Below are 15,065 nucleotides of genomic sequence, written 5' to 3'. Positions count from 1 at the left end.
TTATTCGTTGGACTCAATAGATACTGAACAGCAGGAAGACGGTAAGCAGCACCACGACCCAGGTCACGACACTGCCCGTTGGCCAGGTGCGTGCCAGCATCCCTTCAGGGCCATGGTGCCGGCCTATATAGGACCAGATGATGGTAAATATCCGGTTAAAAGCGCTTCGCAAAACCGTATTGAGGCAACTGAGCAGACAGATCAACCGATTCATCAGAGACAGGATAAGCCGACGATACACCCAGTCAAAGTCGAGACTGATGGTCAGGGTGCGCTTCATCAACGGCAACAAGGCAAAGAAAGCCAGCCCGGAGAACAGCAGCAATTGCAGCTGGGTCACCAGGTGCGATGCCGTATAGGGCACATAATCCACAGGATAGGGCAACAATCTGTAAAGCCACTCGGGAAAGACACCCAGTAAAATACAGCCTGCGGCCAACAAAACCATGGCTGCACGCATATTCCAGGGCGGGTCCTTGGGGCGCAGCCCCGAATCCTTCTGGAAAAACACGAACCAAGGAAACTTGATACCCGCATGCAGGAATACACCGGCAGAAGCCGCCAACAACAATAACCAGACCATCATTAAATGCTGGTCAGCGGCGGACTGGGAAATCATCGACTTGGAGATGAAACCCGAGGTAAATGGGAATGCCGATATCGCCAGGGCACCGATAATGCCACACAGTGCAGTGAGCGGCATCGAATGGTAGAGCCCGCCCAGTTCACTGCACTTGCGACGCCCGGTCATATACAGCACAGACCCTGCGGACATCAGCAATAATGCCTTGTAGATAATATGGGCAAAGGCATGGGCCGACGCACCATTGATGGCCATTTCCGTACCGATACCAATACCGCAGACCATAAAACCCACTTGGTTGACGATGGAATAGGCCAGGATTCGGCGCATATCGTTTTCCAGCAGGGCATAGATGATCCCGTAGAAAATCATGTAGAGGCCAATCCAGATCAGGATTTGCTGCCCCGGGAATAACAGGATCAGTGCCAGCACAGCAGTTTTGGTGGTGAAAGCTGATAAAAATACCGAGCCACTGGGGCTGGATTCCGGGTATGCATCCGCCAGCCAGGCGGATAATGGCGGTGCCGCAGCGTTGATCAGCACGCCTATCAGAATCAACCAACCATCAATATTGGTTAACGGGATCGGCTGAATCTCAATAGAACCGGTGTGGACCATCACCCCCTCAATACCAATTTTCAACAGTACGCCACCCACCAAATGCATGATGGCGTAGCGGATTCCCGCTTTTCTCGCACCCTCGGTACCGCCGCACCACACGACGACGGTGGAGAAAATGGCCATCAGCTCCCAGAACAGGAACATGGTAATCAGATCCCCGGCAAAGGAAACGCCGATAGCACCAGCCGCGTAGGCCTGGGCAGCGGCGAGCTCCCACCACTTCGCCTGGCGGAAGGCAAACAGCCCGCCGACAAACGCCATGATGGCAAAAATAGTTGCAAACAGGCGTCGTAGGGGGCTCGACTCAATCAGCTGGATCTCGTAATTGAGAAACTGCGCGGTCAGTTGAATACCGTCGCCCATCTGCCAGATGGCATAGAGTGTCAGCAGCGGTGCGCCCAGCACAATCAACGGCCGCAACGGAGCCCTTATCGGCCCGATCAGGAAAGCGCCGAGAATGAGGATGAATGCAGGCGGAAAAATTAATTCAAACATCGTCGTCGTAATAGTTGTCGGGCCGTTTCAAAAGGTATCCGAGCAGTTTCGCGAATACCACCATCAGGGCACATGAAACAAAACCAAAAGCGGCGCTGAAACCGAACCATCCGTCAAAAACGAAGTGGCCATGTACCGAAACAAACAACTGGACGACAACCGTCGCAGCCAGTATCAGGCCAAAACCCCACCAGAGTTTCTTATGGTTTTCCGGCCGATAGAGCCAGCTTTTTTGCGCGTTATTTGGTGCGTTATTACGGTTGGTCATCGGGGCACCCCCAGCACTGCCATTTCAAAGGCAACCAACGGACCATTCAGAAAGAATACCAACAGCGTCAGCAACGCCGTGACGCAGATGGCCCCCACCATGGGCAGGGGCGCTTCGCCATGGGGTTTCGGTGGCGCAACTGACTCCTTACGAAAGTAAGCCCTGAAAATAATCGGCAGAAAATAGGCCGCATTGAGACCTGTAGAAAGCGTTAGCACAATTAGCACAAAATAACTGTCAATCTGAAACGCGCCAGCAATCATGTACCACTTCGAGACAAAGCCGCCGGTAGGTGGCACACCGATCATACTGAGCGCCGCTATAGCAAACGCCCCCATAGTAATAGGCATCCGGAAGCCGATGCCATCCAGCTGGTTAATCTCGGTTTTTTTGCTGGCGATATAGATCGCACCCGCCGCAAAGAACAGTGTGATCTTGGCCACCGCGTGGGCGACAATATGGACGATAGCCCCGATTTCAGAGAGGGGGGTGAGCACCAGAACTGCCAGCACGATGTAAGACAACTGCGAGACTGTCGAATAGGCCAGCATACGTTTTATATTGGTTTGCCGGAGGGCCAGTATAGAGGCCACCACAATGGTAAACCCGGCGATATAGACGGCAACCACTTCGTGTGGCACATCCACCAGGAAGTCGAGCCCGAAAATGTAGATCACCACTTTAGCGATGGTGAATACACCAGCTTTCACCACAGCCACAGCATGAAGCAAGGCAGACACGGGCGTCGGCGCCACCATCGCAGCCGGCAGCCAGCGATGCACCGGAATCAACGCAGCCTTACCGATACCGAACATGAACATCAACAACAGGATGGTGGCACCGATGCCACCGATATTACCGTCGAGGATACCGCCGGGACGGAAGTCCAGAGTGCCGGCGACAAAATAGGTCCACATCATGGCCGGCAAAAACAACCCGATGGAAGTTGCCAGTAGAATACCGAGATACGTTCTTGCTCCGGCGCGGGCCTTGTCGTCGCCCTTGTGGGCAACCAGCGGATAAGTAGACAGGGTCAATATTTCATAGAACAGAAACAGGGTCAGCAGGTTGGCTGCAAACGCCACGCCCATAGCCCCGAAAATTGCGACGGCAAAACACACATAAAACTGGGTTTGGCGCTTTTCCTGATTGGCGCGCATATAGCCGATCGAATAAACCGAGGTGACAATCCATAGCCCGCTGGCCACCAGCGCAAAAAGAATCGACAGGGGTTCCGAATGAAGGGCAATGTGCAGGCCGGGCAAAATCTGCCACAACTCCACATAAAGGGCAGCAGCCTCGTCCCCACCGCGTTCGACGGCACCAAACACCTGTATGACCAAGTAGAAGAGTAGACCAGCTGTAGACAGGGTCACCGCTTCCCTGAGGTTAGGCCAACGGCCACACAGGGCAATCAGTAATGCCCCGCAGAGTGGCACGATCAGGGTAAGTTGAAGGGCCAGGATTGCTGTCACGGGCTAACTCCGAACAACATTTGTGCCGCACTATCCGATAAATAGACCGGCAGGCGCGTGTCGATCCCAAAGTAGATATTCGCCAACGCCAATATGGCGGTTGGAATCAATAGCGACAGCGGCGCCTCTCTGCAGACTTCATCCTCACCTTTCCAAAAGTAGGCCACTTCCACCAGTCGCCAGATATAAATAACAGCGAGCAGTGATCCCAGTAGCACCGCAATAATCAGCGGCCACCAGTCGCGCTCGAACGCCGCCAGAACCAGATACCACTTGCTGATAAACCCAACGGTACCGGGCACACCGATCAGGCTCAGGCCACCGATCACGATAACGGCCATCGTCCAGGGCATGCGCTGGCCCAGTCCTGCAAAATGCCGTATATCAGCACTGCCAAAACGGAACACAACTGCTGCCAACGCCAGAAAAAGCGCTCCTTTCATCAGTGCATGGTTGAAAAGGTGCAGCAAGGTTGCCTGTAATCCGGTGGCAGAACCAATGCCGATACCAATAATCATGTAACCGATCTGAGCCACACTGGAATAGGCGAACAAACGTTTCACATTGGGCTGCTGAATCGCCACCAGAGACGCTACGAACACCCCCGCCAGGCCTAGCGCCAGAAATATGCTATGCAACGGCAATACGGACGCAGCAAATCCGACACCGAACACGGAAAAATGAAAGCGAATCAACAGATAAACCGCCACTTTTGTTGCCGTAGCCGCCAAAAACGCGGTCACGATTGAGGGCGCGTAGGCATAGGCATTGGGCAGCCACAAATGCAGCGGGAAAAGCGCCAGCTTCAGACAGACCCCTACCATCAAAAAGGCAAAAGCCGTAAAAGCGGTGGCGGAATTTTCGAGCTGGGGCAACCGGTTCGACAGATCCTGCATATTCAGGGTGCCAGTGAGGCTGTAGAGAAAGCCGATGCCAATCAGAATAAAGGTGGCGCCGATCGTGCCGACAATCAGATACTGATAGGCAGCCCACAATGCCCGTCGGTCCTGTCCCTGGGCAATCAGGGCATAGGTTGCCAGAGAAGAAATTTCCAGAAACACGAACACATTGAAAATATCACCGGTGGCGACAATACCCAGCAGCCCCGCCAGACAGAGCAAATAGAGCACATAAAACAGCGGCTGTCTTTCTGGTGGAATTTCTATCCTGATAGCCGTATTGGCAGCCAGTATCATCAATGCGCCAATGCCACTGACAATCAGCAGTACGTAGGCCGACAGCAAATCAATACGGTACTCGATACCCCAGGGTGCATCCCACCCTCCCAGACTGTAGCTCAGCACACCAAATTGATGAACCTGAAACACCAGCAGGCCGCTGATAACCACCGAAACAAGACTGGCCATACAGGCGAACAGCCAGGCAGCGCGCGCCCTGTCCAGTAACAAACAGGCCGGCGCCGCCAGCAGGGGCACAATCACTTGCAAAATGGGGAGGTGACTCAGCACTGCAGATCTCTTTCCTGTAGTTCTTCTTCCTCAACCGTGCCGTAGGCATTCTTGATGCGGATAACCAGTGCCAAAGCCAACGCCATGGTGGCAATACCCACCACAATGGCAGTGAGAATCAGCACATGAGGTAGCGGGTTGGAATAGACATCTACGCCCTCGGCAAGGATCGGAGCGCTGCCATCTGCGACTTTACCGACACTGATATAAAAGATAAAAACTGAAGTCTGGAAAATATTCAGACCAATCAGTTTCTTGATCAAGTTGCCCTGCACGATGACGATATAAAAACCGATCATCATCAGCACGATTACCACCCAGTAGTTATAAAGTTCTGGCAACATTATTCAGCCTCGGCTCGACCGGTGGCATAACCGGCAAACGCGTAAAAAATCAGAATCATCGCAGCGGCCACTGTGATGCCCACCCCCAACTCAATAACGAGGATACCGATGTGTCGGCCAGCAACAGGATCAGCAGCAAGGCGGCTGTAGTCCAGGTAATTCACGCCTGTCAAAAAACTGACAACCCCCACGCCACCGTAGAGTAGAACCCCGAATGCCGCCAACAATCGCAGGATCGACGGCTTGATCGCAGCCTGGGCCTTGGCCAGACCAAACAACATTGCATACAGAATAATCGCCGCCGCAAAAATGACTCCGGCCTGGAAACCGCCACCGGGGCCATATTCACCGTGAAACTGGACATAGAGTGCAAACAGCAACATAAGGGGAATCAGCATCTTGCTCACCACCCGCAAAATCATGTGACTGCGCATTGTTTCAACAGCATTTGCCGGGGAGGACTGCTGACGCTGCTCCCCCGATGTCAGCAGAATCAATACACCTACCACCGCCGTAAAAACCACCACCACTTCTCCCAGGGTGTCAAAGGCACGGTAGTCTGCCAACACCGATGTCACCATATTGGGAATACCGATTTCAGTGGGAGATGCCTGAATATACCGCGCAGCGACATGAGTGTGTGCGGGGGCATCTGGCGAGCCGAAGGGTGGCATGTCCAGAGTGCCCAATATCAGCAGGGCGCCGGTCACCAGCACCAGAAAAAAAGCCGCACGCGGTCGCCGGTGAGCCGTCTGTTCATAACGGCCGGTTACGGTCAGCGCAGTCAGCATCAGCAAGGGGAAAACCCCTGCGCCCACAGCCGCCTCGGTAAAGGCGACATCCACAGCATCCATGGAGACAAAGAAGCTCGCTGACAACAGGCCATAGATCCCCGCCAGCATCACGCAGGCAAACAGATCCCTCTGCCGGGCAATGGCCAGCGCAGTGACTACCAGAAGTAGTAGCAGCGTAATATCCAGGACTAGTTCGATGGAAGTACTCCCGTCGTCGTCAACATGATTCCTTCAGATGCACTACCAAGAGATCTGACAGAAGAAATGATCTGCACCCGCCTCCGGTTTGAGATGCCAGAGTTATTGTTCATTATTCTCATTGACCAGCGGCTGAAGGTTTCCATGGAGCGCCGCTTTGGTCAGTGCGTGACTGGCAACCGGGCTCGTGATTAGAATAAACAGTAAAATCAACAGCAACTTGAAAGACATAATACTCCAACCCGCAAGCAGCATCAGGCCGAGCAGAATCAGTGTAGTGGCCAGCGTTTCCGTAACACCTGCAGCATGCATCCGGGTGAAAAAATCGGGGAACCTCAGTACACCGACAGCACCAGAAATGATCAGAAATGCGCCCAGTAAAAGACAGACAGAGCTCAACACAGTCACCATGCCGGCAAGCATCAGAGGGACCCTCCCTCTTCTTCACTATGGCTGTATTCAAAATACCTGAGCACGCCAACAATGCTGATGAAGTTGATTAATGCATACACCAGTGCAATATCCAGGAAGTCGGGCCGACCGAACAAAAAACCGATTACTGCGATCAGCAGTACGGTTTTGGTACCAAACAGATTAACAGCCAGAATGCGGTCATAAATCGTGGGGCCGAGCAACGCACGGACAATCGCCATCACCATCACAACCAGAATTGCCACTGCACTTGCAATCAACATCTAAAGCTCCAGATCTGCAACGCGCCGATTCATTTCACCATCCTTCAGTTCGGCTATATTTTCTGCTGTCAGAGCATGTACCAACACTGTAGCGCCTTCGATATCCATCGACACAGTGCCCGGCGTCAGGGTTATGGAATTGGCGTAGATGACCTTTCCCATATCCGTCTTCTGACTCAACGGCAACCTGGCAACACAGGGACTGATCGCTTTATTGCCCAACCAGATGCGTTTCACCACATCAATATTGCTGAGAATAATCTTACCCACCAGCCAACAGTAGAAAAATGAGATATGCCCGCTCAGGTGAAGGGGCTGGGATTCATGGTCGACCACATCCATACGATGGGAAACCCAGACGGCAAATACCACGGAAAAAGCGCCGAGCGACAATAACAGTGGCGAATAGTGGCCAGAATTTCCAAGCCACAACACCATCAGTACAAAAGCAAGGCTCAGGCAGTGTTTCATGATAGTCCGTCGATGATCCGCATGAGATGGGTATTAATACCTCGTTATATTTATAAATTCTTTAAAATGCCGACAATACTCTATTTATTGGAGAAGGGCTTGTCGAGCACTACGGCAAGAATATATTTGTCATTCTGATCTGCCGTTATCAACACCGCAAATGGGCTGAAGCATTTTTTTGTTATCCAAAGCCGCCTCACTATTAATTTTTGTAGCGAGATCGTCAAGTGTCATTTGATGGGAAGCTCCCCCTGAGCAAACACAAGACCACTTGCAACATCAGCAGGCCGGGAAGAAAAGTGTATCGGGTTTGCGCAGAATTGACAGGAAGAAAGAAATTGCCGCCCCGTCATTTTGGCCAGAGCACAAGCATTCGCCACCACCGCACCCCATAACATCATGGAGACAAAATCCGGTCTCGACATTCGTTTCAGCACGGCAACCATAAGGTCCCTACTTGTTATAATAATTTGCCGGGTACTTGCTCATTGTTGCCAAAAAAGCTTTGCTAAAAGCGCCAAAAAGTATGTCAAATAAGCATCACTTTTGCACACAATATTTTGCGATACAGAAAAGCCTGAGCAGACAACCCATCGGTTCTGCCAGACTGGCAGATACTCCCTTAGCGCAGACAGGAACCCGACCAACAGACGGGATGATCATTGTCTTTTATTCGCTCTGACCTGACCGCAACTCAGGGTTGCCAGGCGCATCATCCGGCCGACTGACAGCAGTAGACTTTTCTCCATTCTGCAAGGCGGCCAGAGCGCCGGAAAGCTCGGAAAATATTTTGCAGTTGGTCCCATCCGGGCGAAAACCTGCTCGCGACAGTGTTTTCAGTGGCTGGAACTGAACATCTGCCAAAAATAGGCGCGTACCGGATGCACGGCAAGTATCAAGCAATTTATAAAGCGCCACCACGCCGCCAGAATCGAGGATTGATACGCCATCCAGGTACAGCACGAGACCCTTTTGCCCCTTGCCTAACTGGGCCAACTCGCCGAAAACACGGTCTGCTGCTGCAAAAAATAGTGGACCATTTATTTTCAATACACGCCAACCATCGGGGATTTCACCATCGATCATTTTTTTATTGCGGGAGATATCGCTGATTTTTGTCATTTCGGCAATCTCTTTCATGAACAGCAAAGATGCCAGAACAAGACCCGCAGTAATCGCAATCACCATGTCAAACAATATTGTCAGGGAAAAGCAGACCGCAAACACCAGCACATCGCTCGGCGGAGCGGTTTTCAGCAAGTGCGCGATCCGGGATGTCTCGCTCATTTTCCAGGCAACGACCACCAATAGCGCCGCCATGCTGGCCATAGGCATAAACGATAAAAGCGAGGAAAACCATACCACGGCAGCCAACACCACCAGGGCGTGAATCATTGGCGCGATGGGCGTCAGCGCACCAGCCTTCAAATTGGCAGCCGAACGGGCAATCGCAGCCGTGGCTGTAATCCCGCCAAAAAAGGGCGCGATAATATTGCCAATGCCCTGCCCCAACAATTCACTGTTGGCACTGTGCTTGGTACCAGATGCGCAATCCAGTACCACGGCACACAAAAGTGACTCAATGGCCGCGAGCATCGCGATAGCAAAAGCCGCCGACAGCAGATCCTGAGCTACAGACCAACTGAATACCAATGGTACCTCGCCCGACTGCGTTCTTTGCCAAGGCCATTGAATATCCGGCAATACCGATGAAATACCCGCCCCGACCGTTCCATCGGGGAGAACAAAACTGAAAGTGGATCCAACTGTGGCAATACCCGCACCCTGTTGATTCAGCGTTACTGCCACCAAACTGCCGACAATGACCGCCGGCAGGTGCCCCGGAACAGGGCTTTTCAGCAGAGGCCAGAGCAGCATCACCAACAATGTGGTCAGTCCTGTGATCAGACTCCACACTGAGAAATCGGGCAAAGCGCTGATCAGTGCCAATACCTTATCGGTAAAATGAACTGGCATATCTGTAATATGCAAGCCCAGAAAGTCCTTGAGTTGCAGGACGGCAATCACAACTGCAATCCCCCCGGTGAAGCCGAGCGTCACCGGCTCCGGGATGTATTCGATGAAACGCCCGAGTCGCAATAGCGCCATCACAACCAGTATGATACCGGCCAGGATACTGGCCACCAGTAGGCCGGGCAGTCCATATTGCTGAACAACCGGGTAGAGAATAACGACGAATGCAGCGGTAGGACCGGAAACACTAAAACGCGACCCGCCGGTCAACGGAATAACAAAACCCGCAATAATGGCCGTATAAAGCCCATACTGTGGCGCAACACCACTGGCGATTGCCAACGCCATGGCAAGAGGAATGGCGATAATGCCAATGGCAATGCCAGCCATGGCATCCTTGAAAAAAACCTTTGAGTTGTAGGGAGTGTCACCCAGAGACGTACGCAAACCATGGGCAATTTTTAGTGAAAAAAGGTGCGCGCGATGGGCCATAGGGAAAACCTGAAGCGGCAGAAACTATTGAGTTTACGGACCAGACAAATTAACATTCAATTAACATAATAACTGAAAACCGCTCTAGCGAGAATCGCCTGATGGAAAATCGAACTGCCAGATTGACACTACTGATTGATCCGAAGAAAAAAGCCATCTTTGAAAGGCTGTGTGCCAACGAAGATGTCACCCCTTCTCAAAAGATTCGCCAGTTTATCAGGGAGTATGTCGAAGACAACCTAGGGCCTGACTGGCGAAATGAGGTCTTTGGCGATGAAGACAAAACTGGCTAACAGCGCTGCAGGGCCTGACTCCTGCACAGAAAACGATGCCCTGATCAGCTGATTTGTTCGGTAAACGGCTTGCCCGTCAGCTCCAAAACAATCTCTTTTTTGCAGGTCAGGATTGTCACCTGATTTTCATTGCTCCAGTCCATACTGACCAGATCATCCATGAGCTCATCATCCAGCGCATCTGGCTGGTTGCTCTCGGCATAACTGATAACCTCGGGGAAGACGATACGCAGGGACGGTTCTTCATCAGAGGGGTCGTCGAGACACTCAATAAAGAGCAGACGCACATCGACATCGTAAACCAGGTTATAGATATAGGGGGACGTTTCGCCCAGCAGTTCGGCAGTCAGCGTCATAATGTTTCTCAACAGCGATATATGGGAGGCTATCGTACCCTATTTTGTGGCGATCTATTGGATTGGCGAGAACAATCTTGCCAATTTCGTCAGCGAATGGAATATCAGACTGCGTTTTTCCAGTGATTCAACCGTCAATGGCCTACAGCCACTGAAGTCATCTAGCAACATCGCCTCCACTTCTTGGGCAAACGCCCAATCCCTGACCATCACAGTAATCTCGAAGTTAAGGTGAAACGAGCGATTATCAAAATTGGCAGTTCCCACATATGCACGGTCATCGTCCACCAGCACAACTTTCTGATGCAAAAAACCGCGCTGATACTGAAAAGCCTGGATACCGTCATACTGCATATCCATTAGCGCGGCAAACGAAGATAACTGCACCAGCCGGTTATCAGTGATACCCGGCAACATAAGACGCACCTCAACACCACGCAGAGCCGCCAGCTTCAGGGCATTACTAATCGATTCATCGGGAACAAAATAGGGACTGACAATCCAGATGCGTTCCCTGGCACTGTTGATGGCATGTAAAAACATCAACTGACAGGAGTCCAGCAGATCAGCCGGACCACTCGGCAGTACCAGCACCTGCTGATCATTTGGCATACTCTCCGGATGCCAGTTCATGGCGGGCACCTCACCTGTGGCCCAATACCAGTCTTCCAGGAAAGAAACCTGCGTCCCTTTCACTGCCGGTCCTTCCAGTTGAACATGGGTATCCCGCCAGGGTTTGAGACGAGGATGGCGGTGGCGATACTCATCACCGAGATTGGCCCCGCCAACAAAAGCACACCGCCCATCCACGACAACCACCTTGCGATGGTTGCGGAAATTGATTTGAAAACGCCGACGTTTACGCCAGCGCCAGGTGCGAAAGGGCTCAATTGCTATCCCCGCTTCCCGGCAGACCCGCAAATAGCGACGGGTCAACTTGAAGCTGCCAATGGCATCGAAGAGAAAATAAACCCTGACACCCTGACGGGCTTTTGCCGCCAGCCGCTGTAAGAGTTCGTTGCCCAAACGGTCGTCGCGAACAATATAAAACTGCACCAGTATGTAGTCTTCGGCGCTGTCTATCGCTGCAAAAATGCGCTCGAAAATCTGCTCCCCATTGATCAGCAATGACACCCGGTTGCCACGGGTGAATGGCATCAGAGCCAACTGTTCAAGAAGTTGAACAGCGGCGGGAGCATCGCCGGGCAGACTGAAGCCCTGGGCCATTTCCGACAGCAGCTTTTGGGCGATCCGCTGTATTTCCAAATCGCCTTTACGACGTGCCTCCACATAGCCGTAGAACCGCCGCTGCCCAAACAGGAGATAAACAGGTACCACCAACGGCGGTAAAAAGATCAACCCCAGCGACCAGGCTATGGCCCCCTGGGTCGTACGGGCTTTGAAAATGGCTTCGATTGCCAGCGCAGTACCCAATATCACAGTCAGAATATAGACCGGCAGCCAGAACTCACCGATCCACTGCCAGCCCTGACCAATCAGCACCAGGGGTGGCCAGAGCCAATGACCCACGGGTTAGCCTCCCCTGCCGGTCGATGGTGGACTATCGGGATTGGAATCACTGGTGGCGAGGCCCGCGCCACACCATTTGCAAAAACTGGCATCCCTGTCATGGCCTGCCTTGACGCAGTTGGGACAGGGATACAAGGATTTTTCCCGCTGCATTTCACCGGCCAGTTCAGCCGTGATGATGCCCGTGGGTATGGCAATAATGGAATAACCGGTCAGCATCGCCAGCGTGGCAATAATTTGCCCTGATACCGTGTGAGGCGTGATATCACCGTAACCAACCGTAGTCAGTGTCACGATGGTCCAGTAAATGCTTTTGGGGATACTGGTAAAGCCATTTGCGGGGCCTTCCACAACATACATCAGACAACCGAACAGTGTGCTCAATACCAGAACGCAGGAAAAGAAGATAAAAATTTTCCGTCGGGCCTGACGTATGGATCTCATCAGCACATCGGCTTCAGATAGGTATCGAACCAGCCTCAACACCCGAAAAACGCGCAATACCCGCAACAGGCGAATAATGAGCAAATAATGGGCACCGGTAAAAAACAAGGCCAGGTAGGAGGGGATAATCGAAACCAGGTCAATCAGACCATAAAAGCTGAACAGGTATTTGCGGCGGTTGGGGGAGCAGAAAATACGCAGGCCGTATTCCACGGTAAACAGCGCTGTAAAAAACCATTCCACGGAAAAAAACAACAGTGCGTAACGGCTACTGAGAGTTTCAACCGTGGTCAGTATGACAGCCAGCACACTGATCAAAATGGCATAGATCAGAAATATATCAAAACGTTGCCCCGCTTTGGTATCCGTACCAAAAATGACCCGGTAAAGTTGTTCGCGCAATTGCTGTTTGTCCATGGTGTGTCAACGACGCCCCTTTATTATTTGATGATTCACCGCCATACCGACAGATTGATCAATCCTAAAGGTTGCAGCCCGGTTTGGGTAGTTAATCACGCCACTCAAAATCCGGCCATCAGACTACTGTCCACACCATCAAGGCCTATACTTGACTCATGGATCAGCCAACCCCGCTTCTTCGCTCCCTGTCACTCCTGGAAATCAGTTTTTATGGCATAGGGACTATTGTTGGTGCAGGGATTTACGTACTACTGGGCAAGGTTGTCAGCGACAGCGGCATGATGGCGCTATGGGCCTTTCTTCTGGCGGCGGTGGTTGTCTGTTTCAGTGCCGCCTCATATACGGAACTTTCCCGACGGTTTCCCTACTGCGCAGGGGAGCCCGTATCTATCGTGGAATCGCTCAGATCCAGACACTTGGGTGCCCTCGTGGGGTATGCACTGGTATTGGGTGCCATTATTTCCGCGGCCACAATCACCCGGGGCTTTACCGGTTATATGGGCGTTTTTTCCCATCTACCCGATTGGTCGATGATGACAATACTGATCATCACCCTTACCGCCATTCCCGCAACACTGCTGGCTAGCAGCCTGGTATTCGCCTTTGCCCTCTGGCTACCGGTCACAACCCTTGCCAGGGCCACCAGCTGCCTGATACTGCTCGTATTTACCCTCGTCAATCTATCCCTGTTATCCTTACACTATCGAGAGCGACAACGGGGACCATTACAGCTGGGCTTACCGGCGATTGGCGCATTACTCTGTATTGGCTTTCTTGTTATTCAAATCTGGAGCTGATCATGACATTACCCCGGGAAATGGCATGCATTGAAATCGGTAAACCCGGTTCGGCGGAGGTGCTCACTGCCACCCACCGCCCTGTGCCAATACCTGGTGATAATGAGGTGCTGATTCGCGTGCGGGCTGCGGGTGTTAACCGGCCTGATGTGCTGCAACGCCAGGGGCGGTATCCACCACCACGGGGGGCCTCGGATATTCCCGGTCTGGAGGTGGCCGGGGAAATTGTTTCCGTAGGCAGGAATGAAGCGAACTGGCAGGTGGGACAATCGGTGTGTGCACTCCTCAATGGCGGCGGTTACAGCGAGTATGCCATTGCCCATGAAACCCTTTGCCTGCCGATTCCATCGCCCTTTAACCTGATTCAGGCCGCGGCCATTCCGGAGACATTCTTTACGGTCTGGAGCAATCTGTTCCAGCAAAATACTCTACAGCCAGGGGAAACCCTTCTGGTTCACGGCGGCAGTAGCGGTGTTGGAACCACCGCAATCCAGCTGGCGAATATGCTGGATCATCGCGTATTCACCACAGCGGGCAGCGACGAAAAATGTGCCTATTGCCTGCAACTCGGTGCCGAGTCCGCGATCAACTACCGGGAGCAGGATTTTGTCGAGGAGGTGAAAGCACTCACGGATGGCGCGGGTGCAGACGTGATTCTCGACATGGTGGGCGGTGACTATATCGGCAGAAATATCCATGCCGCGGCATTTCGCGCACGCATTCTGTCAATCGCATTCCTCAAGGGTTCCAGAGTGGAAGTGGACCTGATGCCCGTCATGCTGAAACAACTGGTACTGACCGGCTCCACGCTGCGGGCCCGTCCTGTATCGGAAAAAGCTGCTATTGCTAGGTCTGTACTGGATAAGGTCTGGCCATTGCTGGAAAATGGTGCCATTGCGCCAGTTATCAATGAAACTTTCCCGCTGGCCCAGGCCGCCAAAGCCCATCAACTGATGGAAAGTAGCGAGCATATTGGCAAAATTGTACTCACACTGGACTAAAACCCGGAAAACCCTGTCACCATGAGCAAAGAATCTCGTCTTGTATATTCCACGGAGAGCGGGCGTATCAAGTCCGGCAATGCTGCATCGGCCAGACCTGCCGGTGATGGCATTGTACGTATACGCCGTGAAACCAGCGGCCGAAAGGGCAAGGGCGTAACCACGATCAGTGGTCTCGAAATGAGCGATAGCGAACTGAAGCCCCTGGCAAAAAAACTCAAGGAACTTTGCGGTACCGGGGGTTGTATCAAAGATGGCATTATCGAAATTCAGGGTGACCACCGGGAAAAGATTCGCGACACGCTGATCAGTCAGGGCCATACCGTCAAGTTTGCCGGGGGCTGA

General features: G+C 52.5%; 17 protein-coding genes. 4 read left to right on the top strand and 13 right to left on the bottom strand.

Annotated features, from left to right (window positions below):
* Positions 1-13: 13 nt before the first annotated feature.
* From AACZ64_RS05770 to dauA, 10 genes are all read right to left on the bottom strand, one after another.
* Positions 14-1,699 carry a Na(+)/H(+) antiporter subunit D gene (locus tag AACZ64_RS05770; RefSeq protein WP_293615758.1) on the bottom strand — a complete coding sequence of 562 codons (1,686 nt, stop codon included), beginning with the start codon at positions 1,697-1,699 and terminating at the stop codon, positions 14-16.
* Positions 1,692-1,967, bottom strand: coding sequence for a hypothetical protein (locus AACZ64_RS05765; RefSeq protein ID WP_293615757.1), 276 nt, complete (start codon positions 1,965-1,967; stop codon positions 1,692-1,694). The genes AACZ64_RS05770 and AACZ64_RS05765 overlap by 8 nt, the downstream gene beginning before the upstream one ends.
* Entirely contained in the window at positions 1,964-3,442 is a 1,479-nt protein-coding gene (locus AACZ64_RS05760) for a monovalent cation/H+ antiporter subunit D family protein (protein ID WP_293615756.1), read from the bottom strand. The genes AACZ64_RS05765 and AACZ64_RS05760 overlap by 4 nt, the downstream gene beginning before the upstream one ends.
* The gene (locus AACZ64_RS05755; RefSeq protein ID WP_293615755.1) at positions 3,439-4,911 is read right to left on the bottom strand and encodes a monovalent cation/H+ antiporter subunit D family protein; all 1,473 of its coding nucleotides are present in this window, start codon (positions 4,909-4,911) and stop codon (positions 3,439-3,441) included. The genes AACZ64_RS05760 and AACZ64_RS05755 overlap by 4 nt, the downstream gene beginning before the upstream one ends.
* Entirely contained in the window at positions 4,905-5,255 is a 351-nt protein-coding gene (locus AACZ64_RS05750) for a cation:proton antiporter subunit C (protein ID WP_293615754.1), read from the bottom strand. Before AACZ64_RS05750 ends, AACZ64_RS05755 begins: the two co-directional genes overlap by 7 nt.
* Positions 5,255-6,229 carry a Na(+)/H(+) antiporter subunit B gene (locus AACZ64_RS05745; protein ID WP_339639762.1) on the bottom strand — a complete coding sequence of 325 codons (975 nt, stop codon included), beginning with the start codon at positions 6,227-6,229 and terminating at the stop codon, positions 5,255-5,257. Before AACZ64_RS05745 ends, AACZ64_RS05750 begins: the two co-directional genes overlap by 1 nt.
* 120 nt (positions 6,230-6,349) lie before the next feature.
* Entirely contained in the window at positions 6,350-6,670 is a 321-nt protein-coding gene (gene mnhG / locus AACZ64_RS05740; protein WP_293614034.1) for a monovalent cation/H(+) antiporter subunit G, read from the bottom strand.
* Positions 6,670-6,942 carry a monovalent cation/H+ antiporter complex subunit F gene (locus tag AACZ64_RS05735; protein WP_293614035.1) on the bottom strand — a complete coding sequence of 91 codons (273 nt, stop codon included), beginning with the start codon at positions 6,940-6,942 and terminating at the stop codon, positions 6,670-6,672. Before AACZ64_RS05735 ends, mnhG begins: the two co-directional genes overlap by 1 nt.
* A complete protein-coding gene (locus AACZ64_RS05730) occupies positions 6,943-7,413 on the bottom strand; it encodes a Na+/H+ antiporter subunit E (RefSeq protein WP_293614036.1) in 471 nt (156 codons plus the stop codon). It lies immediately after the preceding gene.
* A gap of 669 nt (positions 7,414-8,082) precedes the next feature.
* Positions 8,083-9,879, bottom strand: coding sequence for a C4-dicarboxylic acid transporter DauA (gene dauA, locus AACZ64_RS05725; RefSeq protein WP_293614037.1), 1,797 nt, complete (start codon positions 9,877-9,879; stop codon positions 8,083-8,085).
* Between the two features lie 101 nt (positions 9,880-9,980).
* Here dauA and AACZ64_RS05720 point away from each other — a divergent pair, with 101 nt between their 5' ends.
* Complete coding sequence (locus AACZ64_RS05720) at positions 9,981-10,172, top strand: CopG family transcriptional regulator (RefSeq protein WP_293614038.1); 192 nt, start codon at positions 9,981-9,983, stop codon at positions 10,170-10,172.
* A 44-nt stretch (positions 10,173-10,216) separates the two neighbouring features.
* Here AACZ64_RS05720 and AACZ64_RS05715 read toward each other — a convergent pair whose 3' ends face one another.
* The 3 genes from AACZ64_RS05715 to AACZ64_RS05705 are packed head-to-tail and all read right to left on the bottom strand — an operon-like array spanning position 10,217 to position 12,919.
* Positions 10,217-10,528, bottom strand: a complete 312-nt coding sequence (locus tag AACZ64_RS05715) for a hypothetical protein (protein WP_293614039.1) — start codon at positions 10,526-10,528, stop codon at positions 10,217-10,219.
* A gap of 54 nt (positions 10,529-10,582) precedes the next feature.
* Positions 10,583-12,058: a cardiolipin synthase gene (gene cls / locus AACZ64_RS05710; protein ID WP_293614040.1), complete on the bottom strand. Its 1,476-nt coding sequence runs from the start codon at positions 12,056-12,058 to the stop codon at positions 10,583-10,585.
* A gap of 3 nt (positions 12,059-12,061) precedes the next feature.
* Positions 12,062-12,919 (bottom strand): ion transporter, encoded by an 858-nt coding sequence (locus tag AACZ64_RS05705; RefSeq protein WP_293614041.1) that lies wholly within the window; start codon positions 12,917-12,919, stop codon positions 12,062-12,064.
* A 158-nt stretch (positions 12,920-13,077) separates the two neighbouring features.
* On the opposite strand from AACZ64_RS05705, the gene AACZ64_RS05700 reads away from it, so the two are divergent.
* The 3 genes from AACZ64_RS05700 to yciH are packed head-to-tail and all read left to right on the top strand — an operon-like array spanning position 13,078 to position 15,065.
* Entirely contained in the window at positions 13,078-13,719 is a 642-nt protein-coding gene (locus AACZ64_RS05700; RefSeq protein ID WP_293614042.1) for a hypothetical protein, read from the top strand.
* A 2-nt stretch (positions 13,720-13,721) separates the two neighbouring features.
* The gene (locus tag AACZ64_RS05695; protein ID WP_293614043.1) at positions 13,722-14,720 is read left to right on the top strand and encodes an NAD(P)H-quinone oxidoreductase; all 999 of its coding nucleotides are present in this window, start codon (positions 13,722-13,724) and stop codon (positions 14,718-14,720) included.
* 21 nt (positions 14,721-14,741) lie between these two features.
* Positions 14,742-15,065, top strand: coding sequence for a stress response translation initiation inhibitor YciH (gene yciH, locus AACZ64_RS05690; protein ID WP_293614044.1), 324 nt, complete (start codon positions 14,742-14,744; stop codon positions 15,063-15,065).

Source organism: uncultured Porticoccus sp. (assembly GCF_963975625.1).
Classification (GTDB): domain Bacteria; phylum Pseudomonadota; class Gammaproteobacteria; order Pseudomonadales; family Porticoccaceae; genus Porticoccus.
This window is presented reverse-complemented; position numbering and strand designations above follow the sequence as displayed.

Excerpts from the sequence above, each read along its gene's own strand:
- AACZ64_RS05765 (WP_293615757.1), bottom strand. The coding sequence starts at position 1,967 with ATGACCAACCGTAATAACGCACCAAATAACGCGCAAAAAAGCTGGCTC.
- AACZ64_RS05700 (WP_293614042.1), top strand. The coding sequence starts at position 13,078 with ATGGATCAGCCAACCCCGCTTCTTCGCTCCCTGTCACTCCTGGAAATC.
- AACZ64_RS05750 (WP_293615754.1), bottom strand. The coding sequence starts at position 5,255 with ATGTTGCCAGAACTTTATAACTACTGGGTGGTAATCGTGCTGATGATG.
- AACZ64_RS05705 (WP_293614041.1), bottom strand. The coding sequence starts at position 12,919 with ATGGACAAACAGCAATTGCGCGAACAACTTTACCGGGTCATTTTTGGT.
- AACZ64_RS05730 (WP_293614036.1), bottom strand. The coding sequence starts at position 7,413 with ATGAAACACTGCCTGAGCCTTGCTTTTGTACTGATGGTGTTGTGGCTT.
- AACZ64_RS05735 (WP_293614035.1), bottom strand. The coding sequence starts at position 6,942 with ATGTTGATTGCAAGTGCAGTGGCAATTCTGGTTGTGATGGTGATGGCG.
- AACZ64_RS05720 (WP_293614038.1), top strand. The coding sequence starts at position 9,981 with ATGGAAAATCGAACTGCCAGATTGACACTACTGATTGATCCGAAGAAA.
- AACZ64_RS05715 (WP_293614039.1), bottom strand. The coding sequence starts at position 10,528 with ATGACGCTGACTGCCGAACTGCTGGGCGAAACGTCCCCCTATATCTAT.
- dauA (WP_293614037.1), bottom strand. The coding sequence starts at position 9,879 with ATGGCCCATCGCGCGCACCTTTTTTCACTAAAAATTGCCCATGGTTTG.
- AACZ64_RS05770 (WP_293615758.1), bottom strand. The coding sequence starts at position 1,699 with ATGTTTGAATTAATTTTTCCGCCTGCATTCATCCTCATTCTCGGCGCT.
- mnhG (WP_293614034.1), bottom strand. The coding sequence starts at position 6,670 with ATGCTTGCCGGCATGGTGACTGTGTTGAGCTCTGTCTGTCTTTTACTG.
- yciH (WP_293614044.1), top strand. The coding sequence starts at position 14,742 with ATGAGCAAAGAATCTCGTCTTGTATATTCCACGGAGAGCGGGCGTATC.
- AACZ64_RS05695 (WP_293614043.1), top strand. The coding sequence starts at position 13,722 with ATGACATTACCCCGGGAAATGGCATGCATTGAAATCGGTAAACCCGGT.